Raw genomic sequence first — 23,714 nt, forward strand, 5'->3', positions numbered from 1 at the left:
ATGCGGTTTTCGGAACGATCGAGAGACGGATGACCCGAGAATGGAAAGCACGACAGAGGGCGTCGAGGCCGATCGCCGACCATGCGCCCACCCGCCCCATGACCAGATCCCGCAGAACTGGACGCTGCCCGGAGGGCGCTGCATCAGCTGCTGGAACACGCATCTGGACACCGACCTGACCCTGAGCGGGCGTTGTGAACCCGCCTTCCGCATCGGCATTCAGCTGGAGGGACGTTCGCATATGCGCTTGCAGGGCGGCCCATCGCTGGCCCTGTCCCCAGGGATGGCGGTCGTGATGTCGACCCGGCAGACAGTGACGGGCCATGACGATCTCGTGGGCGCACAATCCATGCAGCTGGTGGGGTTCTCGATCCCCGCAAACGCCTTACCCCATCTCTGCGATCCGGCCCGACTGCGACATCCTCCGAACCTCGTCGAGGATTGCAGCCTGCCTGCCCTGGGTGCCTTCATGGCGGGAATCGCCGCCTCCAACGACCTGATGCGCGTCGGTCGCGACATTCTCGGCGGCGGACGCATCGACGGCGCGCTACAGCCACTCTATCTCGGCGCCAAGATCGACGAAGCCCTGGCACTGGTGCTGTCCGACCTGCTCGCTGCGGATGCCTGGAATGGCGCCTCGGCCGCGCGCGACCGGCGCCCCCTGCTGGATGCGCGCCGTCTGCTCGACGAGCAGTATGAGCAGGGCTGGACCGTCCCAAGGCTTGCCGAACGGGTCGGAATGAGCGAAAAACGCCTTCAGTCCGGATTCAAATCGCTGTTCGGAGCCACGGTTCGGACATACCTGATCAGGACGCGCATCGAGGCCGCCTCGCGACTGCTCGCACGTGGAGAATGCGTGACCGAGACCGCCTATGCGGTGGGCTTTTCGAGCCTCAGCCACTTCAGCAAGATCTACAAGGAATTCATGGGGCGAGCGCCCCGGGACTGGGCACTGCACGCGGCAGCGCGTCCCAATGCGCAAGATCGCGCATGATCCGATACGCGACCGACTCCGGAATACCGAAATATTCTCTTTAACCAAGCCTTTACCCGAAACCACTGGTGAATATTGAATACATGAAATTGTCGGTCGCCCCGATGCTCGACTGGACCGACCGTCACTGCCGCTATTTTCTGCGTCTCATCTCGCGCCACACGCTGCTCTACTCCGAGATGGTCACCACGGGCGCGCTCATCCATGGCGACTGCGAGCGCCATCTGCGCTTCGATGCGGCCGAGCACCCGGTCGCGCTCCAGCTCGGCGGATCGGATTCGGGCGACATGGGACGCTGCGCGCGGATCGGGGCCGATTGGGGCTATGACGAGATCAATATCAACGTCGGCTGTCCCTCCGACCGGGTCCAGAACGGACGCTTCGGCGCCTGTCTGATGGCGGAGCCCGGACTGGTCGCCGACTGCGTTCGGGCGATGAAGGACGCGGTCTCCATTCCGGTGACGGTCAAGACCCGGATCGGCATCGACGACCGCGACAGCTATGGCGAGCTGGTCGACTTCATCGGCGCCCAGGCCGCGGCCGGCTGCGATGCCGTCATCGTCCATGCCCGCAAGGCCTGGCTGAGCGGCCTGAGTCCGAAAGAGAACCGGGACGTGCCGCCGCTGCGCCATGACGTGGTCCGCCAGCTCAAGCGGGACTTCCCCGATCTTCCCATGGCGATCAACGGCGGCATCAAGACGCTCGCCGAGGCGGAGGGATTCCTGGACCATCTCGACGGCGTCATGATCGGTCGCGAGGCCTATCAGAACCCCTGGATCCTCGCCGAGGCGGACCGTCTCATCTTCGGCGACGCGCGCCCGATTCCGGATCGGCATCGGGTTCTCGAGGATTTCATCCGCTATGCCGAGCGCGAGCTGGCGGCCGGCACACCCCTCGCCGCCATGAGCCGCCACATATTGGGGCTCTTCCAGGCCCAGCCCGGCTCCAGGGCCTGGCGGCGTCAGATCAGCGAGAACGTCCACCGTCCGGGCGCGGGGGTCGAGGTCTTGTCCTCGGATTGCATCAGACGGGAGTACGAGCGCCTGCAAGAGCGGGCGCGACTGCGCGGGGACCGCGGGTGATCCTCAGAGACGCGCGTCGCGCAGTTCGGAGGCGCGCAATGCCTCGCGAACGACATTGCGGACCGCCCCGTCCTGCCAAGGCTTGCTGAGGAATCGGAAGATCGCGCCGTGATTGACGGCCTTGGTCACCGACGAGAAATCGCTGTATCCGGAGGACATGATGCAGATCAGTCGAGGATAGAGCGCGCTCGCGCGGGCGAGCAGCTCGGCGCCGTCCATTCCGGGCATCATGGCGTCGGCGATCATCACCTCGACCGGATGCATCGCCAGCTGCTCGAGCGCCTCGAAGCCGCCCAGCGCCGTATGGACCCGATAGCCCTCGAACTCGAGCATCCGCTTGAGACTGGCGACGACCTGTGCGTCATCGTCCACCACCAGCAGGTTCCGCTTGGATTCGGTGCCGTCCTCCGACGGCACCTGGAGCCGCCTCGCGGAGGCGAGGAGCCGCTCGAAGTCGGCAACGGTCAAAGGCCGGCTGAAATAGTAGCCCTGGATCTCGTCGCAATCGCACGAGCGGAGAAAGCGGAGCTGGGCCTCGGTCTCGACCCCCTCGGCGAGCGCGGCCAGATTCAGGTTGTGCGCTAGCGCGACGATGGTCGTCACGATGGCGGCGCTGTCTGGGTCGTGCACGATATCGCGCACGAAGGAACGATCGATCTTGAGCCGGTCGATGTCGAAGCGGCGCAGATAGCTGAGCGAGGAGAAACCCGTGCCGAAGTCGTCGAGGGAGAGCGAGACGCACAGATCCTTCAGCCGCTTGGTCGCCTTGATGAAGGCCGTGGTGTCGAGCATCGCGGCACTTTCGGTCAGCTCCAGCTCCAGGAGGTTCGGATTCAGCCCCGTCTCGCGCAGGATGCCGTCGGTCAGCGACACCAGATCGCAGGCCGCGAACTGACGGGCCGAGAGGTTCACGGCCACGCTGATCGGCGGCAGCCCGGCATCCTGCCAGGCGCGGTTCTGCAGACAGGCCCGACGCAAGACCCATTCGCCGAGTTCGACGATGAGACCGGACTCCTCGGCGAGCGGAATGAAGGCGCCCGGCATCATCAAGCCATGCGCGGGATGCGGCCAGCGCACCAGCGCCTCGGCACCGATGACCTGACCGCCGCGCAGATCGACCTGAGGCTGGTAGTGCAGCTCGAGCTCGCCGCGCTCGATCGCCTGGCGCAGTTCGTGTTCGAGATCCATGCGCTCGAGTGCGCGGGCGTTCATCTCGCGCGCATAGAAGCGAAAACGTTTTCCGCCTTCCATCTTGGCCTTGAGCATGGCCGCGGCGGCATTGCACATCAAGGCTTCGGCGGTCTCGCCATCTTTGGGGAAAACGGCGATGCCGATGCTCAGCGACAGCATCACCTCGCGCCTATCGATCGCGAAGGGCCTCAGGGAGGTCTCGTGGATGGATTGCGCCAGGCGCGTCATACCCTCGGGCTCGCGCCCCTCGGAAACCAATACGAACTCGTCACCCTCGACGCGGGCCAGGGTATCGGCCGTCTCGAGCAGGCCCGACAAACGCCGCGCCATGGCGCACAGGGCATGGTCTCCCGCCTCCCGTCCGAGACTGCCGTTGACGCTCTTGAACCGATCCAGGTTCAAGGCCACGACCATGATCTGGAATCCGCTCTGGCGGCTGCGCTGGATCGCCCGACAGAGCCGATCGGAGAGCAGGTTGCGATTGGGCAGACCGGTCAGCTCGTCGAAATTGGACTTGCGCTCGAGCTGTTCCAGATAGCGGTTGCGCTCGCTCACGTCGCGCCAGCTCACCACCGCACCCAGGAGCCGCTCGCCCTCGAGGATCGGCATCGCGGCGCATTCGACCGGGATCGAAAAGCCATCCTGACGGATGAATCGCTCGCCATGACCACGCAGCACCTGACCCGAGCGAACGGCGGAGAGCAGCAGGCAGTCGTCCAGCCGGTCTGCCGACCCCGGACTCTCGGTGCAGACGAGCCGAGACAGATCGACCCCCAGAAGCGCATCCTTGGCATAGCCCAGCATCTCCGCCGCCGAGTCGTTGATGAAATCGACAGAGCCGGCGCGATCGAGCCCCAGGATGCCCTCCCCGACCGAGGAGAGGATCAGATCCAGGCGATGTCTCAGAAGGTATTCCCTCCGCTGGCTCGCAGCCTGAACGACGCGGATCTCCTCGACCCGGCGCTCGATCTCGGACTCCAGAAAGGCGTTCTTGTCGCGCAGCCAGTCCCTGGCCCGCTTGAGTTCCAGCTGGGTCTTCACCCGCGCCAGGACGACCGGCGGAACGATGGGCTTGGTGATGTAGTCGGCCGCGCCCGATTCCAGCCCCCGCGTCTCGTCCTCGACACTGTCCATGCCGGTGACGAAGATGACGGGCAGATCGCGGGTTCGGTCATCGGCACGCAGCTGGGCGAGTACCTGGTGCCCATCCATGCCCGGCATCATCACGTCGAGCAGGACGAGATCGGGCCGCGGGTCCTGCACGGCATATTCGAGCGCCAGAGGTCCGGAGTCGGCGGATCTGACGCGGTATCCCGCCTGCCGCAGCAACTCGCCGATCACCAGCAGATTGGTGGGGAGATCGTCGACGACCAAAATGGTTCCAGACATAAGCGCACGCTCGTCCTAGTGCGGAGCCGTCCAGGCATTCAAGTATGGCAGCGAACGCCCTCGCCCGTCGCACGAGAGGCTTGTCCACGCCCTGTCGCTCGAATCTCGATTCTTCGCCGCATCCATAGCCTTCCTCGCGTAAGATCGCGGATGCAGATCGCCGGAATGGGCGCGTCCCCGACACCCCGCCGTACCCGGCTTACCTTGCGCATCCCCACGGCATACACCCGCCCATGAGTTGGATCACGCTCGCACTGCTCTGTGCCTTCAGTCTGGCCAGCGCCGACGCGGCGACCAATGCCTGGCTGCAGGGATTCTCGGCCCTCGAACTCCTGGTGGTCCGCTTCTGCGTACCGGCGCTATTGCTGAGCCCCCTCCTGCCCGACATGCCTCCGATCGGGGAGATCCCGCTGGCCTTCTGGGGTTGGATCGGCCTGCTCATCCCGCTCGAGCTCATTGCAATGCTAGTCTACATGGCCGCGATTCGTGACCATCCCCTATCCCAAACATTACCCTATCTGGCCTTCTCACCGGTATTCGTCATGGGCATGGTCTCCGGCGTGGTCGTGATCCCGCTTCTGCGCTGAGGTCTTCCCAGGGAAACGGCGCCAGCATCCTCATCCCGGGACTACATCTCCAGCGCCCGCTTCACGCGCGTCAGGACCTCGGGAAATGGAGGGGGACGGCTGGTGTCGATCAGTACCGACTGGGAGCGCTCGGTGGGAGAGAGACACTGACGTCCGGCATGCTGACGCTCCAGGACGGACACGGTGGCATCGGACACGTCTCCGCCGTTCGCCAGTCGGCGGATCACCCGCTGACGCAGAATCTCCAAGGGCGCGTCCAGGGCCAGGATCGCAAAGCCCGCGCCACGGCGGCGGGCGAGCTCGCTGAAGCGCCGACGCCGGCTTCGCGACAGAAAGGTGGCGTCGATCAGGACATCGTATCCGCTGTCCAGGATACTCTCGGCGAGCTGGTGCAAGCGGTCGTAGGTCCAGTCGGTGGCGCTGGGGAAATAGATCCCCGAATCCACCCCGCTCAGGGTGCGGGCGTTCTCGCGCAGTCCGAACAGACGCTTGCGCTCGACATCCGAGCGCAGATGGATGAAGGGAAGCGCCTCGCGCAGACTGTAGGCGATACTGCTCTTGCCCGATCCGGACAGACCGCAGGCGATCAGCAGATGAGGATGTCTAGGCAGGGTGTAGGACTCGGCCAGTTGCAGATAGCGCATGCAGGTACGGCGCACGCCCATCGCCTCCTCCCGATCCAGGTCGCCCTGATCCAGGCGGATCGCGAGTACCTTGGCCCTGACCATGGCCCGGTAGACCTTGTAGAAGTCCAGCATCCTCAAGAGATCGTAGTCGCCACTGCGCTCGAGATACCGATTGAGGAAGAGACGGGCATTCCCGCTCTCCCCCGCCTGCTCGAGGTCCATCACCAGGAAGGCGACCTCGCTCGCGGTATCGATCCAGCGCAGATTGGGGTTGAACTCGATGGCGTCGAAGATATGGATGGCATCGCCGACCCGCGCGATATTGCCGCGATGCATGTCGCCATGGCATTCGCGCACCATGCCCTGCCGGCGCCGCCGCTCGATCCAGGGCATCAGATCGCAATGACGCTGCAGCGTCCAGCTCTCGAGCCTGTCGAGCCGGGTCAGGGTCTCGGGGAAGATGGCGCGCGCGCAAATGGCCCGGAAATTCTCCAGCATGGGCTCGAGCACCGCGGGCGGGGTCCCGAAATCGCGCGCCAGATCGACCGTCGAGACCGAGGCATGGAAATCGGCGACCAGCTCGCCGAGCCGAACCATCAGCTCGCCCGAGAGCGGCTGACGATCGAGCAGCGCCTCCTGAGGGAAGCGATGCATCTTGACCGCGTACTCGAGCGCCGGCCCCCGGCCCTCCATGCGCGGCGCGTCCGGGGTCCCGGTGATCGGAACGACATCGATATAGAGGGCCTCCGCCAACCGGCGATTGAGCCGCAGCTCCTCCTCGCAGCAGTGCCGGCGAAGTTCCAGGGTGGAGAAATCGAGGAAGCCCAGATCGATGGGTTTCTTCAGCTTGTAGGCGTGGTCGCCCGCCAGCATGATGTGGGAGATATGGGTCTCGATATGGTCGACGCTCGTCACCTCCCCCGGATAGGCGTCCGGCTGCATCAAGCCCGCGATCAAACGCACGAAATCCTCGTTACCCATATGAACCGCCATTCGTCGAGACCCGATCCGGGAAAACCCGAGTCATCCGTGTCCAAGGGCCCCTCGTCCAGAGGGACGCATCCCCGACGATCAGGTGCTGTTGAACGAAGCGAACTGCGCTGGGTAAGATCCAGGCATAATCTCCACTTCAACCCAGGAGCCCTACACGAAGGCGGGTTCCCTCAACCAAGTTTAGAGAATTCCATGTCAATCGAACGCATCGTTTTCGCCGTGGCCGGCGCCTTCATCGTCATCTCGCTCGCGCTCGGCTATACGGTCAGCCCCTACTGGTACCTCTTCACCGCATTCGTCGGCGCCAATCTGTTCCAGTCGGCCTTCACCGGCTTCTGTCCGCTCGCCCTGATCCTCAAGAAACTGGGCAAGGAGAGCGGTCCGGCATTCTGATCCCGGCCCTCGGCCGCCCGGACGACACGCGAAGACGTCCGAGCGGCCCATCCCGCCCGAAGTCTCGAGCCCGCCACTAATCCTCCACCGGCTCGGCCCAGAGATCGTGGTCGCCCGAATCGGTGATCTCGACCTCGATGAAATCGCCAGGATCGATCTCCCAGGCCCCCGGGATGATCACCTCGCCGTCGATCTCTGGCGCATCCGCGTGGCTGCGGGCGATGATGGCGTCCTCCTCCACCGCGTCGACCAGCACCGTCATGCGCTGACCGACGCGGGCCGCCAGCTTGTCGCGGCTGATCTCGGCCTGAACCTCCATGAAGCGCTCCAGACGCTCCTGCTTCAGTGCCTCCGGCACCGGATCGGCGAGCCTGTTGGCCTCGGCGCCGTCGACCGGCGAATAGGCGAAGCAGCCGACACGGTCCAGCCGGGCCTCGCGCAGGAAATCGAGCAGCCGCTCGAACTCGGCCTCGGTCTCCCCCGGGAAACCGACGATGAAGGTGCTGCGCAGGATCAGATCCGGACAGATGGCGCGCCAGCGCGACAGACGTTCCAGCACCTTCTCGGTCGCCGCCGGCCGGCGCATGGCCCGCAGCACCCGCTCGTCGCCGTGCTGCAGCGGCATGTCCAGATAGGGCAGGATCAGCCCCTCGGCCATCAGCGGAATCAGCTCGTCCACGTGCGGATAGGGATAAACATAGTGCAGGCGCGTCCAGGCGGGGAGTTCGCCCAGCGCCCGCGCCAGATCGGTGATATGGGTGCGCAGCGGACGACCGCGCCAGAAGTCGGGTCGATGGCGCAGGTCCAGCCCATAGGCGCTGGTGTCCTGAGAGATGACGAGCAGCTCGCGCACCCCGGACTCCACCAGACGCTGCGCCTCTTCGAGCACCTCGCCGATGCCGCGACTGACCAGATCGCCGCGCAGGCTCGGAATGATGCAGAAGGTGCAGCCATGATTGCATCCCTCGGAGATCTTCAGATAGGCATAGTGCCTCGGCGTGAGACGTACCCCTTGCGGCGGGACCAGACTGGTGAAGGGATGATGCGGCGCCGGCAGATGGGCATGCACCGCGGACATGACCTCGTCGAGCGCATGCGGCCCGGTCACGGCCAGCACCTCTGGATGCGCCTCCCGGACCATGTCTGCGCGCGCGCCCAGACAACCGGTCACGATCACGCGGCCGTTCTCGTCCAGCGCCTCGGCAATCGCACCCAAGGACTCGTCGACGGCGGCATCGATGAATCCGCAGGTATTGACGATCACCAGATCGGCGCCCTCGTAGTCGGGCCTGATCGCGTATCCTTCGGCGCGCAGTTCGGTGAGGATCCGTTCGGAATCGACGGTCGCCTTGGGGCAACCGAGGCTGACGAGACCGACCTGTGGAACCCGAGCCTCGGGCACCTGCCTGCCGCTGGCCGGTATCCCATGATTCTGTGAGGAAGTGGACAAATGAAGTTCGCCTACACAATAGATGTTTCAGGAAGAGAGCCGTGCGAGACTGCTCTGTGGTGACCGAACCAGGACCGGCGAGCCCGGTCCTGCCGATCGAGGCCGCGGCCTGCGGCCGGCCCGATGCGCGCAGCGGGGATATTCGGATGATTCAACCATTGATCCTACTGCGAAATTGGGTAAGGATAGCCAAGCTCGAACAGCCTGTTCGCTAGTGAGACACCGATCGAGCCCCGCGTGTCCGCCGCTCGGCCCGCAAGCGCGCAGTCCGGCTCATTCACGGACCGGACCGGGGACTCGGTACCTCGGTATATCGCTACGCACGAGAAGATCCCATTCGAGGATTCTAAAGAAGCACGTACAGGACAGAAGGATTAGGGCATGAAAAACTGCAAGCTATGCAAGTACAGCAAGATCTGCAACGATCTGCCAGGAATCTGCATTCTAATCCCATATTTCGCCGTCGCGGTCGTCGCCATCTCACTCGGCTATCTATTCGTCACCCAGGAGCTCGTCTGACCCGCCTGGAAGGACGATGAGGCGCGGCGCTCGCGACCTCACCGAGATCCGCCATGGACCGAGCCGCCGCCCTGCAAGAACCAGTCATCGCCCCGGGACGGGAGGTGAGCCTGCACCTGGAGGTCTGCTTCGAGAACGGCTTCGAGGCCCTGTCGACCTTCGGCGAGGAGCCCATCTGCTGCCGTATCGGGGACGGCTCCTTCACCAGTGCCTTCGAGTCGCTGATCGCCGGCCTCGCTGCGGGAACCGAGACCCAGCTGAGCGCCGACGGCTCCGAGCTCTTCGGCGTCTACGACGAGGCCAATCTGCACTGGGTCGGCAGCGACGACTTCCCGGAGGACCGCCCGCCGCTCCCCGGACAGCTGGTCGCCTTCACCACCCCGGGCGGGCACGACACCAGCGGTATCATACTCGCCCGCAACGGCGAACGAATTCTGGTCGACTTCAACCACCCATTTTCGGGACGCCGCCTGCGGATCCGCATCAAGGTGCTCGCCGTCGGCTGACGCGCCGTTTCGCCCGACATCGGACCGGCGAGCGATCGCCGCGAGGACGCCTTCCGAACCGACCGGACAGGGACGCCCGATAACCCCAGATATCGCCATTTATTTCATCCATTCAGCTTCGCCTATCCTGTCGCACTATGAATATCATGCTCGCCAACCCGCGCGGATTCTGCGCCGGGGTCGATCGCGCCATCGCCATCGTCGAACGTGTCCTGGACCTCTACGGGGCGCCCATCTACGTCCGCCACGAGGTGGTGCACAACCGCTTCGTCGTCGAGGGACTGAGACAGCGCGGGGCCGTCTTCATCGAGGACCTCGCCGACGTCCCCGAGGGCGCCACCCTGGTCTTCAGCGCCCACGGCGTGCCGCAGGAGGTTCGCAGGGAGGCCCAGTCGCGCGATCTGCGCCTGTTCGACGCGACCTGCCCGCTGGTAACCAAGGTCCACCTGGAGGTGGCCCGTCACTGCCAGAACGGCATCAGCGTCATCCTGATCGGCCATCGCGGACATCCGGAGGTGGAGGGTACGCTCGGACAATGCCAGGGCGAAGGAACCATCCGTCTGGTCGAGGGCGTCGCGGACGTCGCCGGCCTTGACATCCCGGATCCGGAGCGGGTCGCCTACGTCACCCAGACCACCCTCTCCATGGACGACAGCCGGGAGATCATCGCCGCGCTGCGCGAGCGCTTCCCGGCCATCCAGGGCCCCAAGAAGAGCGACATCTGCTACGCCACCCAAAATCGCCAGGACGCCGTGCGCGATCTCGCCAAGCGCTGCGACCTGCTGCTCGTGGTCGGCTCGCCCAACAGCTCCAACTCGAACCGGCTGCGCGAACTCGCCGAGAAGCAGGGCTGCACCGCCCATCTGATCGACGGACCTGAGGACATCGCGCGCGACTGGCTCGACGACGGCTCGCGCATCGGCGTGACCGCTGGCGCCTCGGCCCCCGAGGTCCTCGTCGAGCGCGTCATCGCCTGTCTGCGCGACTGGGGCGCCTCGGAGGCCGAAGAACAGGACGGCATCCGCGAGCAGGTGGTCTTCGCCCTGCCCAAGGAATTGACGGCCGCCCAGGCTCAAGGCTGAAACGCGACAGGGTCTTGGATATCCCAGTATTCCGCGAACGATCACAGACGTGAGGAGCGAGCGCATGACAGACGTGCTGGTCATCGGTGGCGGCATCATCGGCCTGCTGACCGCGCGCGAGATCGCCGACGCCGGCGCCAGCGTCACGCTGGTCGAGATGGGCCAGACCGGGCGCGAGTCCTCCTGGGCGGGGGGCGGGATCGTCTCGCCGCTCTACCCCTGGCGTTATGCCGACTCCGTGTCCGAGTTGGTCCGCTGGAGCCAGCGCGCCTACCCGAACCTGACCACCTCTCTGTACGACGAGACAGGCATCGATCCCGAATACAGCGTCAACGGCATGCTCATGCTCGACATGCCGGCGGCGGAATTGTCCACCGCGCAGCGCTGGGCCGAACGCCTCGACGTCGAGGTACAGACGATCGAAGGCGCGATCCTGCACGAGCGCGAGCCGCAACTGGAACCGACCCGGGATCCGGCGCTGCTGCTTCCCGATGTCGCCCAAATCCGCCCGCCTCGGCTCGCCAAGGCGGTACGCCGCTCGCTGGAGCGGCGCATCGCGCTGCGCGAGCGCGAAGAGGTGCTCGAACTGCTGATCGAAAACGGCCGAGCGGTCGGGGTGCGAACCCCGCGAGGAGATATCCCCGCCCATAGGATCGTCATCTGCGCCGGCGCCTGGACCGCCAAGCTGCTGGAGCAGTTGGGCACGGCCCCGGAGATCCGGCCGGTTCGCGGCCAGATGCTGCTCTTCTACGGTCGACCGGGCCAGATCAACCACATCAGCCTGCATCGGGAAAACTACGCCATCCCGCGACGGGATGGCCGCGTCCTCTTCGGCAGCACCTTGGAACAGACCGGATTCAGCAAGAGCACCACCGCCGAGGCCAAGGAGGCACTCTATCGCGCCGCGGTCGAACTCTTCCCCATCCTCAGGCGCACCCCGATCGAGGACCACTGGGCCGGACTGCGACCCGGATCTCCCAGCGGCATTCCCTACATCGGCCCCTATCCCGGCGTCGAGGGTCTCTACTTCAACGCCGGACATTACCGCAACGGGCTGGTCGCCGCCCCCGCCTCGGCACGCCTGCTCGCCAATCTCCTGTTCGAGCAGGAACCCATAGTGCCGCCCGAGCCCTATGCACTGGACGCCACCCGCCCCTGAGCAAGGCACAATGCTGGGGGCACCAAGAATGGATCATTTGCGGTTGATAGACTCAAGCGCTTGGATTAAGATTATCTGCTCAATGCCGATGTAGCTCAGTTGGTAGAGCAACGCATTCGTAATGCGTGGGTCAGCGGTTCAAATCCGCTCATCGGCTCCATCGCTTTCCGCGCCGGCCCGCAACGGACCGGCGGCGCTCCCCGTCTTCATCTGCCTTCGCCGCACATCCATCGAGCGCAGCCGCTCTCGATACCGACGCCCGTGGGAACGCGCCGATTCTCATTCGACGGTGCCCGCCCGAGACAAGGCTGGCGCCCCAATCATCGCCTCCGTCCGACAGGCGTCCCGCCATCCGAGGTAAGCCGCTCACATGAACGCCGAAGCACCCTCAGCCACCTTCGCCGAATTCCTCTTGCCCGACGCGCTCATGCGCGGCCTGGAGAGCGAGGGCTACGCAACCCCGACGCCAGTGCAGGCCCGCGTCGTCCCAATGGCAATGGACGGTGCCGACCTGCTGGTCTCGGCCGCGACCGGATCCGGCAAGACGGCCGCCTTCCTGCTGCCGATCATGCAGCGGTTCATCGACACGCCCGTGAACGATGGCGGCACGCGCGCCCTGATCCTGGTGCCCACCCGGGAGCTGGCCAGACAGATCCACAGCCATTTCATGCGGCTCGGAAGCTATACCCGACTGGCGGCGGAGGTCATCACCGGCGGCGAATCCAAGGGACATCAGATCGCGTCGCTGCGCAAGAATCCGGAGATCCTGGTGGCCACGCCCGGCCGGCTGCTGGAGTTCCTCGAAAGCGGCGAGGCGGATCTGACCGATCTGGAGATCCTGATCCTTGACGAGGCCGACCGCATGCTGGACATGGGATTCGCCGAGGACGTGCTCGCCATCATCCGCAGCTGCAACCCGGAACGTCAGTCCATGCTGTTCTCGGCGACCCTGCATCACAAGGGTCTGAGCAAATTGACCGACACCATGCTCAGCGAACCCGAGGTCCTGGTGATCAACCCGGTCCGGGAACAGCATCCGGACATCGCGCATCAGCTCATCCTGAGCGACGACCTCGGACAGAAGCAGGACCAGCTGTCCTGGCTGCTCGAGCACGAGACCTTCGACAAGGCCGTGGTCTTCACCAATACCCGCGACGGCGCGGTCGCCCTGACCAACGTCATGATGGGCCGCCAGCTGCGTGTCGCCGCGCTCCACGGCGAGCTGGACCAGCGCGAGCGCAACCGCATCATGGGCCTGGTGCACAGCGGCCGCGTCAAGATCCTGATCGCCACCGACCTGGCCGCGCGCGGACTGGATATTCCCGGAATCCAGCGGGTCATCAACTTCGACCTGCCGCGCAGCGGAGACGACTATCTGCACCGGACCGGACGCACCGGACGCGCGGGCGAATGCGGCATCGCCATCTCATTGGTGAGCCCGCCCGAATGGAACCGCATGGAGAGCATCGTCCGCTATCTCAATCTCAGCCTCGAGCCAAGGACGATCGAGGGCTTGAAGGCCAATTTCGCCGGCCCCTCCAAGGCCCGCAAATCCAAGAAGCCCTCACCCGCCGTCCGCAAGAAGCTGGCTGCCGCGACCAAGAAGGCAGCCCCCAAGCCCAAGGAGCGGCTTCGCGACCGCAAGAACATCGGCAAGCGCCGCAAGCCCTCGGGAACGGCCGTCGAGGCCGGTCACGCACCGCTCGCCAAACGCAAGCCGACGAGCGAATAGACGAGCGCACCCCGGCGCTGCCAGCGAATCGGGCCGGACGACACCGGCCCGGAGCAGCCATCCTTACAGGGCAACGCCCAGCGATTGATGGATGTGCTGCACGACCAGCGGATGGAGATGCGTCTTGGCCGCGAACCGAACCAGATAGTCGCGCTCGGCCTGGGTATCGATCTCGACCGCGAGCAGCGAGGCGGCATAGATCTCGGCGGCCCATTCGGGATTCGGGATCTCGGCCACGAAGGCGTCGAGATCGAGCGGCCGGTGCAGCTCTTCCATCAGCCACGCCTGATCCTCCGGCCCCATCCCGACCGTCTCGGCCTTGCCGGCGATCCGCTGGATCTCTTGCATATCCACCTGACCATCCGACTTGGCGATGTTGATCATCCCCTTGATGATGAGCTCGGCCTTGCGGTCGTCCGCCGCGGAGCCCGCGGCGAGCGGAGCGACCGGCTCGGGAACCGAGGATGAGGGCACGGGCCGCACCGGCGCGGCGGCAATCCCCTCCGCCTCCCCGGGCTGACCCGAGTTGCTCAACGCCTTCATGGCCACGCTGGCGAGCATCGCCAATGCACCGCCGGCCAGCGCACCCCTGACCGAATCCCCGCCCCCGCCGAGCACCGAGCCGAGCGCGGCGCCCAGACCGCCGGCCTGAAGCGGATTCTGGCTCGCCCCACCGACCATCTCCCTGGCCGCGCCGAGCAGACTGCCGAGCATATCGCCACCCGCCGACTGACCCGACGCCCCGGACGCGAGGGTGGACTGAAGATCCTCGAGCGCCGAAGTCATTCGTGAACCGGCCGACGGGGCCAGATTGGTTTGAAGAAGAGTTCCGAGCAGATCGCTGAAATTGGCCATGACGTCTAATTCCCGAGCCTCATGTTCATCCAAGCACCATGATCGCAGCGCGGCGGCCGGATCGGTCGATCCGCGACCTGTCGCGATGCACGCCTCAATACCAGAGTCCCGACACATGCCAGCGCGGACGGGCCCGATGCAGCCGGCCGAACCCGGCCAGGGGATCGAGCTCGCCGAGCATGAGCGAATCCGGGAAGGCAGCATACCCCCGCCGAGGCGTCAGCTCCATCAGACGCCGGACACGCTCCTCGGTCGGCGGATGGGTCCGCAGCAGCGAGGGGTCCGGCACCCGGCGTCCGGGCATCACCAGCTGCTCCCACAGAGGCCCCTGGTAGCGCTCCAGCTTCAGCAGCGCCGAGGCCAGACCCTCGGGGTCGCCGGTCAATTCGGCCGCGCTGCGGTCCGCCTCGAATTCGCGGTTGCGCGACAGGGCGAGCTGAATGAGGGCGCTGAGCGTGGGTGCCGCGATCAGAATCAGGATCGGAATCCAGGGCGGTCCCTCGACACCCATGAGCATCAGCGGAATCGCGAGCACCAGCAGCAGCTGTCCGGTAAAGCTCAGAACACTCGTGATACGGCTCACCAGATCGGCGAGCGCCATGACCCGGATATCGCCATTGACGATATGGCTGAGTTCATGGGCGAGAACCCCCGCGATCTCGCGCCGGTCGAGACGCCTCAGCAGCCCGTCCGACACCGCGATCAGGGCCTCGTCGCGCTGCCCGGTGGCGAAGGCGTTCATCACCCTGGACGGGAGATAATAGAGTGGCGGCACATAGGGCAGCTCGGCACGTCTGGCGAGCTCGCCCAGAACGGCATGGAGCACGGGCGCATCCTCCGGACGGATGGGACGCGCCCGATACATGGAGAGCACCCAGCGCGGAGAGCCGGCCGGATGAAGCAGATAGAGCGCCAGCACGCCGAACAGGGCGGCCCAGACGAAGGTCTCGCCCCCGACGAACCAGGCGAGATAGGCGGCCAGACCGGCCAGCAGACCGACCAGCCCCAATGTTTGAAGATTGTTGCGGAGCTTGTGCTCGAACAATCGCTCCCGATCCATACCCCTGACGCCTCCGAAGAAGACTTCTCAAACCCTAGACCCGATCGACGAAGGGACCTAAGGCGTCGCCCGCACGCAAACCGAGCAGCTGATCCGCACGCCCCTGATTGACCGCGATCTCCACCAAACCGAGCGCATTCTCGTACCAGAAGGGCTGTCCGGACTCCACCTCGCAGAAGGTCCTCGCGAACGGCAGACGCCGCTCCCCGACCTGCAACAGGGGTAATGGAGTCGATCCAGGCAGTTCCAAACCCGTCATCAGATTGCCGAAATGATCGACATAGATAACCTTGGAGCAATCCGGTGGGGAGTCCGCGGCCACCAGGGCATCGAGCGCGACCGGTGACAGAGCCAGATCCTCGGAGTGCGCGATCCGCGCGGCGGCCGGCACGAACCAGTCGCGGCCGTGAAAGCTGGGGGACATGCTCCCGGGCCGCCAGCCGATCCGCCATAGCGAGGCATCCGCCGCCCGCCTCAGCAAGGGCACCAGGAGACCGTTATCGGGCGCGAGGTACCAGCTGCCCTCGACCCGGGCCACGACCAGATCGCGCTCGCCCCCGACCCCAGGATCGACGACGCAGAGACAGAGACTCGCGGGCGGCAGATCCCGTACCAGCCCCGGCAGCAGATAGCCGGCGAGATCGGGACGGAAGAGCGGAAGGTCCTGGACCAGATCGATCACGGGCAGATCGGGTACCAGCGCATCCAGACGCGCCCGCATCTGGCCCACATAGATCCCGGGACCGAAATCGGTCACCAGCAGGATTCGTTCGATACGTTCCCACATGAGGGCACCTCGCATCAGAATGGAAGAGACGGAGGAACGACTCGAGGGAAATTACGCCGGTTGGCGACTCAGATCCAGACAGGGCCGGCCAAACCCCATGCCGAGGACCTCCAGAGCCAGGTGCGACACATAAAAAAACCGGGCCAGTGCCCGGTTTCTTTATTCGACGACCGTCAGCGGGTCATCTCAATCCTCATCGACCTCGACCGCGTCCGGGACGGCCGGACGGTCGACCAACTCGACGTAGGCCATGGGGGCCGCGTCGCTGGCACGATAGCCGCACTTGAGGATGCGCAGATAGCCGCCGGGACGGCTCTGATAGCGCGGGCCGAGCTCGACGAACAGCTTGCCGACCGCATCCTTGTCGCGCAGACGGGCGAACGCCAGACGACGGGCATGGACGGAATCGCTCTTCGCCAGGGTGATGAGCGGCTCGGCGACGCGGCGCAGCTCCTTGGCCTTCGGCAATGTGGTCTTGATCAGCTCGTGACGAATCAGCGAAGAGGTCATGTTGCGGAACAAGGCATCGCGATGCGAGCTGTTACGGTTGAGTTGCCTTCCGGCTTTGCGGTGACGCATGGTCCTGATCCCGAATGTTCGTTAAATCGATCGTATTCTTGTGACGACGACCGCGGACACCCTGGTCCGCGCAGGCCGTTATCGGATGCTGAGCTCGGCGATGTTCTCCGGAGGCCAGTTCTCCAGACGCATGCCGAGCGAGAGACCGCGCGTCGCCAGCACGTCCTTGATCTCGGTCAGTGATTTCTTGCCGAGATTCGGAGTCTTCAGCAGCTCGACCTCTGTCCGCTGGATCAAATCGCCGATCAGATAGATATTTTCGGCCTTCAGACAGTTGGCCGAACGCACGGTCAACTCGAGATCGTCCACCGGGCGCAGCAGGATCGGATCGTAGGGCGACTCGTCGCGCGTCTCGAGCACCTGATTCTCGGCCGGGCCGGTCCCCTCGAGGGCGACGAAGCTCGACAGCTGATCGCGCAGGATGGTCGCCGCGCGCTGGATCGATTCCTTGGGATCGATGGTGCCGTTGGTCTCCAGATCGATCACCAGACGGTCGAGATCGGTTCGCTGCTCGACACGCGCGGACTGCACCTCGATCGCGACCCGGCGCACCGGGCTGAACAGGGCGTCGATCGGCAGCTTGCCGATCGGGCGGTCGTCGCCGGACTCGAGCTCGCGCTGGGTCGCCGGCTCGTAGCCGCGGCCGCGACGAACCGTGAGCGTCATGCTCAGCTCGCCTTCGGTCAGGTTCGCGATCACCAACTCCGGGTTGGCGATCTCGGCCGAATGATCGATGTCGATGTCGGCCGCCGTCACCGGACCCGGACCGCTCTTGCTCAGCGTGAAGGTAGCCTCGTCCTTGCCCTTCAGCGAAATCGCCAGCTGCTTGAGATTCAGGAGAATCTCAAGCACGTCTTCCTGCACACCCTCGAGGGTGGTGTACTCGTGGAGAACGCCCTGAATCTCGACTTCCGTTACGGCGCAACCATCCATCGAAGACAGCAAAATCCGCCGGAGCGCGTTCCCAAGCGTGTGCCCGAAACCGCGCTCGAGTGGCTCCAGCGAGACTTTGGCATGACTCGAGCTGTCGTTGACCAGCTCGACCTTTACGATGCGCGGTTTTAGAAATTCGCCAATAGCGTCAGTCATTCTGTGCCTCTCAGGAAGCTCCCTTACTTGGAGTACAGCTCGACGATCAGCGACTCGTTGATGTCTGCTGGAAGATCGGAACGATCGGGGATGCGCTTGAACACGCCCTTCAGGCCCTTGCTATCGACCTCGACCCAATCCGGGAAGCCGTACTGCTCGGCCAGGGCCAGCGCGTTCTGCACGCGAACCTGCTTCTTGGCGGCCTCGCGCACCTCGACCTGGTCCTCTGCGGTGACCTGATACGAGGGGATGTTGACGATGCGACCGTTGACCAGGATGCCCTTGTGGCTCACCAGCTGGCGCGCCTCGGCACGGGTGGCGCCGAAGCCCATCCGGAAGACGACGTTGTCGAGACGGCGCTCGAGGAGCTGCAGCAGGTTCTCGCCCGTTGCGCCCTTGCCCTGAGCGGCCTTCTTGTAATAGTTGCGGAACTGCTTCTCGAGAACGCCGTAGATGCGGCGAACCTTTTGCTTCTCGCGCAGCTGAACGCCGTAGTCGGAGAGCCGGCGACGACGGTCGGTCGTCTGACCGGGCTGCTTCTCCAGATTGCATTTGGTATCGATTGCGCGCGCACGACTCTTGAGCGAAAGATCGGTCCCTTCGCGCCGTGCCAGCTTGCAGGTTGGGCCTGTGTAACGTGCCATGTCTCTTCCTGTTGAACTGTCAGACGTCAGACGCGCCGCTTCTTGGGCGGACGGCAGCCGTTATGGGGGATCGGCGTCACGTCGGTGATGCTGGTGATCTTGAATCCGGCGTTGTTGAGTGCGCGCACGGCGGACTCGCGACCCGGCCCCGGACCCTTGACGTTGACATCCAGGTTACGCAGCCCGTATTCCTTGGCGATCTGGCCGGCCTTGTCCGCGGCGACCTGCGCGGCGAAGGGCGTGCTCTTGCGCGAGCCGCGGAAACCGGAACCACCCGAGGTCGCCCAGGCAAGGGCGTTGCCCTGGCGGTCGGTGATGGTGATGATGGTGTTGTTGAAGGAGGCGTGGACGTGCGCGACGCCGTCAGCCACCTGCTTCTTGACTTTCTTTTTCGTGTTGCGAATCGGTTTAGCCATTCGAGGTAATCCAGGTCATCTGCTGCACATGCACGCTCAGCGCTTGATCGGACGGCGCGGCCCCTTGCGGGTCCGGGCATTGGTGCGGGTCCGCTGACCGCGCAGCGGCAGACCGCGACGATGACGGATACCGCGATAGCAGCCGAGATCCATCAAGCGCTTGATGTTCATCGACACCTCGCGACGCAGGTCGCCTTCGACCGCGTACTTGGCGACTTCGTTACGAAGCTTGTCGACCTCTTCTTCCGTCAGGGCCTGAACTTTCGTGTCGCGCGGAATACCCGCCGCATCGCAAATCAGACCCGCACGGGTGCGACCAATGCCATAGATCGCGGTCAACGCGATCACGGCGTGTTTCTTATCCGGGATATTGACGCCGGCGATACGGGCCATAGTTACGAACCCCTTTGTCCTAAATGCTCAGCGGGTAAACCGCGTAGTATATCAAACAGCTGCCAAAGGTCAACCAAAGGAAGACTCAACCCTGGCGCTGCTTGTGGCGAGGATCGGTACAGATGACCCGTACTGCCCCGTTACGACGAATGATTCTGCAGTTTCTGCACAATTTTTTGACTGATGCACGCACTTTCATTGTTGTCTCCTTAAGACTCGAGCGCCCCGGCGCTTCAAAACGGGCCTAGCGCAACATGCCGGCGCCCGGCGACTTCAGGTTGGCCTTTTTCATCAGGCCTTCGTATTGATGCGACATCAAATGGGCCTGAACCTGCGCCATGAAGTCCATGACCACGACGACCACGATCAACAGCGAGGTGCCCCCGAAGTAGAAAGGCACGTTGTAACCGACGATCAAGAATTCCGGCAGCAGGCATACCGCCGTGATGTAGATGGCGCCAGCCGCCGTCAGGCGGGTCATGACCCCATCGATGTAGCGTGCCGTCTGCTCGCCCGGACGGATGCCCGGGATGAAGGCACCGGAACGCTTGAGGTTATCGGCCGTCTCCTTCGCATTGAACACCAGCGCGGTGTAGAAAAAGCAGAAGAAGATGATCGCGGCCGAATAGAAGATCACGTAGATCGGTTCTCCCGGCGACAGCTTGGAGGTGATGTCGGCGATCCAGCGGAAATCCTCGCTGCTGCCGAACCACTGACCGAGCGTGCCCGGGAACAGAATGATGCTCGACGCGAAGATCGGCGGAATGACGCCGGCCATGTTGAGCTTCAGCGGAAGATGCGTGCTCTGGGCCTGCATCATCCGCCGCCCCTGCTGGCGACGGGCGTAATTCACCGTGATCCGGCGCTGACCGCGCTCGACGAAGACGACGAAGGCCGTCACCGCCAGGGCCATGGCGAAGAGCGCCAATACCGCGAGCGAGTTCATCTCGCCGGTCCGCGCCAGCTCCAGGGTTCCGCCCAATGCGGCCGGAAGCCCGGCGACGATACCCGAGAAGATGATCATCGAGATACCGTTGCCGATCCCGCGCTCGGTGATCTGCTCGCCCAGCCACATGAGGAACATGGTCCCGGTCACCAGCGACACGGCCGCGGTGAAGACGAAACCCAGGCCGCCATGAGATACCAGCGCCGTCCCTCCGGCCGTTTGACCCTGCAGGGCCATCGAGATACCGATCGCCTGGAAGGTCGCCAGGAACAGGGTTCCGTAGCGGGTGTACTGGGTGATCTTGCGCCGCCCGGACTCGCCTTCCTTCTTCAGCTGTTCCAGCTGAGGCACCACGGAGGTCATCAACTGAACGATGATCGAGGCCGAGATATAGGGCATGACGCCGAGGGCGAACAGACTCGCGCGCTCCAGAGCGCCACCCGAGAACATGTTGAACATGTCGAGGATGGAGCCCTGGTTCTGATCGAACAGGATGGCCAACGCCTCCGGATTCACCCCGGGGACCGGGACGAAGGTTCCGATCCGGTAGACCAGCAAGGCCCCGAGCAGGAACAGCAAGCGCTGCCGCAACTCCGTCAGCTGCCCCATCCCGCCGAGCGCTTTCCCCATGGATCCGACGTTTTTAGCCATCCGATTCGCGCCTTTTGATTAGTCTTCGATCGTGCCGCCGGCCGATTCGATCGCGGAGCGGGCACCCTTGGTCACACCGAGACCGCGAACCGTCACGGCACGGGTCACCTCGCCGGAGGCGATGATCTTGGCCGTCTTGATGGCATGCCCCAGAATCCCCGCCGCCTTCAGGCTCGCGAGATCGACGACGTCGCCCTCGACCGCGTTCAGCTCGCCGAGACGCACCTCGGCACGCACCAGCGCCTTGCGCGAACGGAAGCCGACCTTCGGCAGACGGCGCTGCAGCGGCATCTGACCGCCTTCGAAACCGACCTTGTGGAAACCGCCCTTACGCGACTTCTGCCCCTTGTGGCCACGTCCGCAGGTTTTGCCCAGACCGCTGCCGATACCGCGCCCGACACGCTTGGCCGAGGGACGGCTGCCCGCGTCCGGATGAAGATCATTGAGTCTCATCGTCGTCAGTCCTCCACGACCTTGACCATGTAGGAGACGGCATTGACCATGCCGCGCGTACAGGGCGTATCCTCGACCTCGACCACCTGGTGCATCCGGCGCAGACCGAGACCACGCACGCAAGCCTGATGCTTTTCGAGGCGACCGTTGGTGCTGCGCACCAGCTTCACCTTCATCATCTTCTTGTCGGACATTGGTTACCCCAGAATCTCGTCGACCGTCTTGCCGCGCTTGGCCGCAATGGTCTCAGGATCGTTCATCGCCCGCAGACCGTTGACGGTCGCGCGCACGACGTTGATCGGGTTGTTGGTACCGATGCACTTGGCCAGCACGTTCTGCACGCCCAGAACCTCGAACACGGCACGCATGGCGCCGCCCGCGATGATTCCGGTACCTTCGGAGGCCGGCTGCATGAAGACCTTGGCCGCGCCGTGACGGCCCTGCAGCGGATACTGCAGGGTCGCGCCGTTCAGCTTGACCTCGATCATGTTCTTGCGCGCGCTTTCCATCGCCTTCTGGATCGCGATCGGCACCTCGCGTGCCTTGCCGCGACCGAATCCGACCCGGCCCTTGCCGTCGCCGACGACCGTCAGGGCCGCGAAGCCGAACTGACGACCGCCCTTGACCACCTTGGCGACGCGATTGACCTGGACCAGCTTTTCGAGAAGCTCGTCGCCTTCCGCTTTTGGATTGAAGTTCGCCATGATCGCCCCCTTAGAATTTCAGTCCGCTTTCACGCGCCGCATCGGCCAGAGCCTTGACGCGCCCGTGATAACGGAAACCGGAGCGATCGAACGCCACGGAATCCACACCCGCGGCCAGCGCGCGCTCGGCGATCGCCTTGCCGACGACGGCAGCCGCGGAAACGTTGGCCTTGTTGCCCTCGATCGCCTGACGCAGATCTTTCTCCAGGGTCGAGGCGCTGGCCACGACCTTGTCGCCCGTCGGGGCGATGACCTGGGCATAGGTGTGCCGGGGCGTGCGATAGACGCACAGGCGGTAGACGCCGAGCTCCCGGATCTTGGCGCGTGCGCGCGTAGCGCGGCGCAGGCGAGCCTGTTTCTTATCCATTGCTGAGACCCCTTATTTCTTCTTGGCTTCCTTACGCAGGACGTTCTCGTCCGCGTAACGAACACCCTTGCCCTTGTAAGGCTCCGGCGGACGGAACCCCCGGATCTCCGCGGCGACCTGACCGACCTGCTGCTTGTCGGCGCCGGAGACGACGATCTCGGTCTGGCTCGGGGTCTCGATCGTGATGCCCTGTGGCACCGAATAGTCGATCGGATGGGAGAAGCCCAAATTCAGGTTGAGCACGTTGCCCTTGGCCTGCGCACGGTACCCGACGCCGACCAGGGTCAGCTTGCGGGTGAAGCCGGTGCCGCAGCCCACGACCATGTTGTTGAGCAGCGCGCGAGTGGTGCCGGCCATGGCCCAGGCGTCCTTGCAGCCCTCGGCCGGGGCGACCTTGATCGCACCCTCGTCCTGGCACACGGCGACGGTCGAATGGACGGTCCAATCCAGGGTGCCCTTGGGGCCCTTGACCTTGACGTCCTGACCGGCGATATCGACGGTGACGCCCTTCGGCAGAGCGATCGGCGCCTTTGCAACTCTTGACATCTTCGCCTCCCTTACGCGACGTAGGCGATGATCTCGCCGCCGTGCCCTGCTTGACGGGCCGCGCGGTCGGTCATCAGACCTTTCGAGGTGGAGACGATCGCAATGCCGAGCCCGGCCCAGACCTTGGGCAGCTCGTTCTTATTGCGGTAGATGCGCAGGCCGGGACGCGAGACGCGCTTCAGCAGCTCGATGACGGGCTTGCCGCGATAGTACTTCAGCTTGATGACCAGTTCGGGCTTGCCGCCGTTGGCCTCGACCGTGGCGTCGGCGACATAGCCTTCGTCCTTGAGCAGGTTCGCGATGGCGACCTTCTGCTTGGAGGACGGCATCACGATGGTGATCTTGCCGCGCTGCTGGCCGTTGCGGATGCGTGTCAGCATATCCGCAATCGGATCAGACATACTCATTGTGCTTCTCCTGGGTCAGTCCGTCTTTGCGACGCGATACCCGGTTTTCGGTTGACAGTCGCCACAGATCAGTTGTCGATATCGGTCCCGAGGACCAATGACACTGACTGCCCT

28 protein-coding genes and 1 tRNA gene are annotated in these 23,714 nt (G+C 64.5%); 10 read left to right on the forward strand and 19 right to left on the reverse strand.

The window, feature by feature from the left end:
• The first annotated feature begins 40 nt into the window (after positions 1-40).
• Positions 41-994 carry a helix-turn-helix transcriptional regulator gene (locus D779_RS17575; protein ID WP_052348236.1) on the forward strand — a complete coding sequence of 318 codons (954 nt, stop codon included), beginning with the start codon at positions 41-43 and terminating at the stop codon, positions 992-994.
• A gap of 83 nt (positions 995-1,077) precedes the next feature.
• Entirely contained in the window at positions 1,078-2,076 is a 999-nt protein-coding gene (dusA, locus tag D779_RS17580) for a tRNA dihydrouridine(20/20a) synthase DusA (protein WP_043756596.1), read from the forward strand.
• A 3-nt stretch (positions 2,077-2,079) separates the two neighbouring features.
• Here dusA and D779_RS17585 read toward each other — a convergent pair whose 3' ends face one another.
• Positions 2,080-4,656: an EAL domain-containing protein gene (locus tag D779_RS17585; protein WP_052348237.1), complete on the reverse strand. Its 2,577-nt coding sequence runs from the start codon at positions 4,654-4,656 to the stop codon at positions 2,080-2,082.
• A gap of 233 nt (positions 4,657-4,889) precedes the next feature.
• Between D779_RS17585 and D779_RS17590 the strand changes: the two genes are divergently transcribed.
• Complete coding sequence (locus tag D779_RS17590) at positions 4,890-5,243, forward strand: EamA family transporter (protein ID WP_332307779.1); 354 nt, start codon at positions 4,890-4,892, stop codon at positions 5,241-5,243.
• A gap of 41 nt (positions 5,244-5,284) precedes the next feature.
• Here D779_RS17590 and D779_RS17595 read toward each other — a convergent pair whose 3' ends face one another.
• Positions 5,285-6,850, reverse strand: a complete 1,566-nt coding sequence (locus D779_RS17595; protein ID WP_081763578.1) for a bifunctional aminoglycoside phosphotransferase/ATP-binding protein — start codon at positions 6,848-6,850, stop codon at positions 5,285-5,287.
• Positions 6,851-7,054: 204 nt separating this feature from the next.
• On the opposite strand from D779_RS17595, the gene D779_RS17600 reads away from it, so the two are divergent.
• Positions 7,055-7,255: a YgaP family membrane protein gene (locus D779_RS17600; protein ID WP_043756599.1), complete on the forward strand. Its 201-nt coding sequence runs from the start codon at positions 7,055-7,057 to the stop codon at positions 7,253-7,255.
• A 76-nt stretch (positions 7,256-7,331) separates the two neighbouring features.
• Here the strand turns inward: D779_RS17600 and rimO are convergent, their stop codons facing one another.
• The gene (rimO, locus tag D779_RS17605) at positions 7,332-8,657 is read right to left on the reverse strand and encodes a 30S ribosomal protein S12 methylthiotransferase RimO (RefSeq protein WP_043756602.1); all 1,326 of its coding nucleotides are present in this window, start codon (positions 8,655-8,657) and stop codon (positions 7,332-7,334) included.
• A 429-nt stretch (positions 8,658-9,086) separates the two neighbouring features.
• On the opposite strand from rimO, the gene D779_RS22700 reads away from it, so the two are divergent.
• The 6 genes from D779_RS22700 to D779_RS17630 all read left to right on the forward strand — a co-directional run bounded on the left by D779_RS22700 (position 9,087) and on the right by D779_RS17630 (position 13,703).
• Positions 9,087-9,224 (forward strand): hypothetical protein, encoded by a 138-nt coding sequence (locus D779_RS22700; RefSeq protein ID WP_198295745.1) that lies wholly within the window; start codon positions 9,087-9,089, stop codon positions 9,222-9,224.
• A 53-nt stretch (positions 9,225-9,277) separates the two neighbouring features.
• The gene (locus D779_RS17610) at positions 9,278-9,730 is read left to right on the forward strand and encodes an FKBP-type peptidyl-prolyl cis-trans isomerase (protein ID WP_043756604.1); all 453 of its coding nucleotides are present in this window, start codon (positions 9,278-9,280) and stop codon (positions 9,728-9,730) included.
• 137 nt (positions 9,731-9,867) lie between these two features.
• Positions 9,868-10,812, forward strand: a complete 945-nt coding sequence (gene ispH, locus D779_RS17615; RefSeq protein WP_043756606.1) for a 4-hydroxy-3-methylbut-2-enyl diphosphate reductase — start codon at positions 9,868-9,870, stop codon at positions 10,810-10,812.
• A 64-nt stretch (positions 10,813-10,876) separates the two neighbouring features.
• A complete protein-coding gene (thiO, locus tag D779_RS17620) occupies positions 10,877-11,971 on the forward strand; it encodes a glycine oxidase ThiO (protein WP_043756608.1) in 1,095 nt (364 codons plus the stop codon).
• An 84-nt stretch (positions 11,972-12,055) separates the two neighbouring features.
• Positions 12,056-12,131 (forward strand) — tRNA-Thr (locus D779_RS17625).
• A 210-nt stretch (positions 12,132-12,341) separates the two neighbouring features.
• On the forward strand, positions 12,342-13,703 hold the full coding sequence (locus D779_RS17630; RefSeq protein WP_043756609.1) for a DEAD/DEAH box helicase: 1,362 nt from the start codon (positions 12,342-12,344) through the stop codon (positions 13,701-13,703).
• A gap of 63 nt (positions 13,704-13,766) precedes the next feature.
• Here the strand turns inward: D779_RS17630 and D779_RS17635 are convergent, their stop codons facing one another.
• The 16 genes from D779_RS17635 to rpsH form a co-directional block, all read right to left on the reverse strand.
• The gene (locus D779_RS17635; protein WP_232424235.1) at positions 13,767-14,489 is read right to left on the reverse strand and encodes a tellurite resistance TerB family protein; all 723 of its coding nucleotides are present in this window, start codon (positions 14,487-14,489) and stop codon (positions 13,767-13,769) included.
• A gap of 163 nt (positions 14,490-14,652) precedes the next feature.
• Positions 14,653-15,618, reverse strand: coding sequence for a zinc metalloprotease HtpX (locus D779_RS17640; RefSeq protein WP_043756613.1), 966 nt, complete (start codon positions 15,616-15,618; stop codon positions 14,653-14,655).
• 34 nt (positions 15,619-15,652) lie between these two features.
• On the reverse strand, positions 15,653-16,405 hold the full coding sequence (locus D779_RS17645; RefSeq protein ID WP_043756615.1) for an SAM hydrolase/SAM-dependent halogenase family protein: 753 nt from the start codon (positions 16,403-16,405) through the stop codon (positions 15,653-15,655).
• Between the two features lie 186 nt (positions 16,406-16,591).
• Positions 16,592-16,984, reverse strand: coding sequence for a 50S ribosomal protein L17 (rplQ, locus tag D779_RS17650; RefSeq protein ID WP_043756618.1), 393 nt, complete (start codon positions 16,982-16,984; stop codon positions 16,592-16,594).
• 78 nt (positions 16,985-17,062) lie between these two features.
• Entirely contained in the window at positions 17,063-18,073 is a 1,011-nt protein-coding gene (locus D779_RS17655; RefSeq protein WP_043756621.1) for a DNA-directed RNA polymerase subunit alpha, read from the reverse strand.
• A gap of 23 nt (positions 18,074-18,096) precedes the next feature.
• On the reverse strand, positions 18,097-18,717 hold the full coding sequence (gene rpsD / locus D779_RS17660) for a 30S ribosomal protein S4 (protein ID WP_043756623.1): 621 nt from the start codon (positions 18,715-18,717) through the stop codon (positions 18,097-18,099).
• Between the two features lie 26 nt (positions 18,718-18,743).
• Complete coding sequence (rpsK, locus tag D779_RS17665; RefSeq protein ID WP_043756625.1) at positions 18,744-19,133, reverse strand: 30S ribosomal protein S11; 390 nt, start codon at positions 19,131-19,133, stop codon at positions 18,744-18,746.
• 36 nt (positions 19,134-19,169) lie between these two features.
• On the reverse strand, positions 19,170-19,526 hold the full coding sequence (gene rpsM / locus D779_RS17670; protein ID WP_043756627.1) for a 30S ribosomal protein S13: 357 nt from the start codon (positions 19,524-19,526) through the stop codon (positions 19,170-19,172).
• Between the two features lie 85 nt (positions 19,527-19,611).
• Positions 19,612-19,725: a 50S ribosomal protein L36 gene (gene rpmJ, locus D779_RS21860; protein ID WP_081763579.1), complete on the reverse strand. Its 114-nt coding sequence runs from the start codon at positions 19,723-19,725 to the stop codon at positions 19,612-19,614.
• A gap of 45 nt (positions 19,726-19,770) precedes the next feature.
• Positions 19,771-21,123 (reverse strand): preprotein translocase subunit SecY, encoded by a 1,353-nt coding sequence (gene secY, locus D779_RS17675; RefSeq protein ID WP_043756629.1) that lies wholly within the window; start codon positions 21,121-21,123, stop codon positions 19,771-19,773.
• 18 nt (positions 21,124-21,141) lie between these two features.
• Positions 21,142-21,576: a 50S ribosomal protein L15 gene (rplO, locus tag D779_RS17680; RefSeq protein WP_043756631.1), complete on the reverse strand. Its 435-nt coding sequence runs from the start codon at positions 21,574-21,576 to the stop codon at positions 21,142-21,144.
• Between the two features lie 5 nt (positions 21,577-21,581).
• Entirely contained in the window at positions 21,582-21,770 is a 189-nt protein-coding gene (rpmD, locus tag D779_RS17685; RefSeq protein WP_043756633.1) for a 50S ribosomal protein L30, read from the reverse strand.
• 3 nt (positions 21,771-21,773) lie between these two features.
• Positions 21,774-22,280 carry a 30S ribosomal protein S5 gene (gene rpsE, locus D779_RS17690; RefSeq protein ID WP_043756635.1) on the reverse strand — a complete coding sequence of 169 codons (507 nt, stop codon included), beginning with the start codon at positions 22,278-22,280 and terminating at the stop codon, positions 21,774-21,776.
• A 10-nt stretch (positions 22,281-22,290) separates the two neighbouring features.
• Positions 22,291-22,647, reverse strand: a complete 357-nt coding sequence (gene rplR, locus D779_RS17695; RefSeq protein WP_043756637.1) for a 50S ribosomal protein L18 — start codon at positions 22,645-22,647, stop codon at positions 22,291-22,293.
• A gap of 12 nt (positions 22,648-22,659) precedes the next feature.
• Positions 22,660-23,193: a 50S ribosomal protein L6 gene (gene rplF / locus D779_RS17700; protein ID WP_043756639.1), complete on the reverse strand. Its 534-nt coding sequence runs from the start codon at positions 23,191-23,193 to the stop codon at positions 22,660-22,662.
• Between the two features lie 11 nt (positions 23,194-23,204).
• Positions 23,205-23,600 carry a 30S ribosomal protein S8 gene (gene rpsH / locus D779_RS17705; RefSeq protein WP_043756642.1) on the reverse strand — a complete coding sequence of 132 codons (396 nt, stop codon included), beginning with the start codon at positions 23,598-23,600 and terminating at the stop codon, positions 23,205-23,207.
• Positions 23,601-23,714 lie beyond the last annotated feature (114 nt).

The organism is Imhoffiella purpurea (assembly GCF_000585215.1).
GTDB classification, from domain to species: domain Bacteria; phylum Pseudomonadota; class Gammaproteobacteria; order Chromatiales; family Chromatiaceae; genus Imhoffiella; species Imhoffiella purpurea.

Excerpts from the sequence above, each read along its gene's own strand:
- D779_RS17575 (WP_052348236.1), top strand. The coding sequence starts at position 41 with ATGGAAAGCACGACAGAGGGCGTCGAGGCCGATCGCCGACCATGCGCC.
- dusA (WP_043756596.1), top strand. The coding sequence starts at position 1,078 with ATGAAATTGTCGGTCGCCCCGATGCTCGACTGGACCGACCGTCACTGC.
- D779_RS17585 (WP_052348237.1), bottom strand. The coding sequence starts at position 4,656 with ATGTCTGGAACCATTTTGGTCGTCGACGATCTCCCCACCAATCTGCTG.
- D779_RS17590 (WP_332307779.1), top strand. The coding sequence starts at position 4,890 with ATGAGTTGGATCACGCTCGCACTGCTCTGTGCCTTCAGTCTGGCCAGC.
- D779_RS17595 (WP_081763578.1), bottom strand. The coding sequence starts at position 6,850 with ATGGGTAACGAGGATTTCGTGCGTTTGATCGCGGGCTTGATGCAGCCG.
- D779_RS17600 (WP_043756599.1), top strand. The coding sequence starts at position 7,055 with ATGTCAATCGAACGCATCGTTTTCGCCGTGGCCGGCGCCTTCATCGTC.
- D779_RS22700 (WP_198295745.1), top strand. The coding sequence starts at position 9,087 with ATGAAAAACTGCAAGCTATGCAAGTACAGCAAGATCTGCAACGATCTG.
- D779_RS17610 (WP_043756604.1), top strand. The coding sequence starts at position 9,278 with ATGGACCGAGCCGCCGCCCTGCAAGAACCAGTCATCGCCCCGGGACGG.
- ispH (WP_043756606.1), top strand. The coding sequence starts at position 9,868 with ATGAATATCATGCTCGCCAACCCGCGCGGATTCTGCGCCGGGGTCGAT.
- thiO (WP_043756608.1), top strand. The coding sequence starts at position 10,877 with ATGACAGACGTGCTGGTCATCGGTGGCGGCATCATCGGCCTGCTGACC.
- D779_RS17630 (WP_043756609.1), top strand. The coding sequence starts at position 12,342 with ATGAACGCCGAAGCACCCTCAGCCACCTTCGCCGAATTCCTCTTGCCC.
- D779_RS17635 (WP_232424235.1), bottom strand. The coding sequence starts at position 14,489 with ATGACTTCGGCGCTCGAGGATCTTCAGTCCACCCTCGCGTCCGGGGCG.
- D779_RS17640 (WP_043756613.1), bottom strand. The coding sequence starts at position 15,618 with ATGGATCGGGAGCGATTGTTCGAGCACAAGCTCCGCAACAATCTTCAA.
- D779_RS17645 (WP_043756615.1), bottom strand. The coding sequence starts at position 16,405 with ATGTGGGAACGTATCGAACGAATCCTGCTGGTGACCGATTTCGGTCCC.
- rplQ (WP_043756618.1), bottom strand. The coding sequence starts at position 16,984 with ATGCGTCACCGCAAAGCCGGAAGGCAACTCAACCGTAACAGCTCGCAT.
- D779_RS17655 (WP_043756621.1), bottom strand. The coding sequence starts at position 18,073 with ATGACTGACGCTATTGGCGAATTTCTAAAACCGCGCATCGTAAAGGTC.
- rpsD (WP_043756623.1), bottom strand. The coding sequence starts at position 18,717 with ATGGCACGTTACACAGGCCCAACCTGCAAGCTGGCACGGCGCGAAGGG.
- rpsK (WP_043756625.1), bottom strand. The coding sequence starts at position 19,133 with ATGGCTAAACCGATTCGCAACACGAAAAAGAAAGTCAAGAAGCAGGTG.
- rpsM (WP_043756627.1), bottom strand. The coding sequence starts at position 19,526 with ATGGCCCGTATCGCCGGCGTCAATATCCCGGATAAGAAACACGCCGTG.
- rpmJ (WP_081763579.1), bottom strand. The coding sequence starts at position 19,725 with ATGAAAGTGCGTGCATCAGTCAAAAAATTGTGCAGAAACTGCAGAATC.
- secY (WP_043756629.1), bottom strand. The coding sequence starts at position 21,123 with ATGGCTAAAAACGTCGGATCCATGGGGAAAGCGCTCGGCGGGATGGGG.
- rplO (WP_043756631.1), bottom strand. The coding sequence starts at position 21,576 with ATGAGACTCAATGATCTTCATCCGGACGCGGGCAGCCGTCCCTCGGCC.
- rpmD (WP_043756633.1), bottom strand. The coding sequence starts at position 21,770 with ATGTCCGACAAGAAGATGATGAAGGTGAAGCTGGTGCGCAGCACCAAC.
- rpsE (WP_043756635.1), bottom strand. The coding sequence starts at position 22,280 with ATGGCGAACTTCAATCCAAAAGCGGAAGGCGACGAGCTTCTCGAAAAG.
- rplR (WP_043756637.1), bottom strand. The coding sequence starts at position 22,647 with ATGGATAAGAAACAGGCTCGCCTGCGCCGCGCTACGCGCGCACGCGCC.
- rplF (WP_043756639.1), bottom strand. The coding sequence starts at position 23,193 with ATGTCAAGAGTTGCAAAGGCGCCGATCGCTCTGCCGAAGGGCGTCACC.
- rpsH (WP_043756642.1), bottom strand. The coding sequence starts at position 23,600 with ATGAGTATGTCTGATCCGATTGCGGATATGCTGACACGCATCCGCAAC.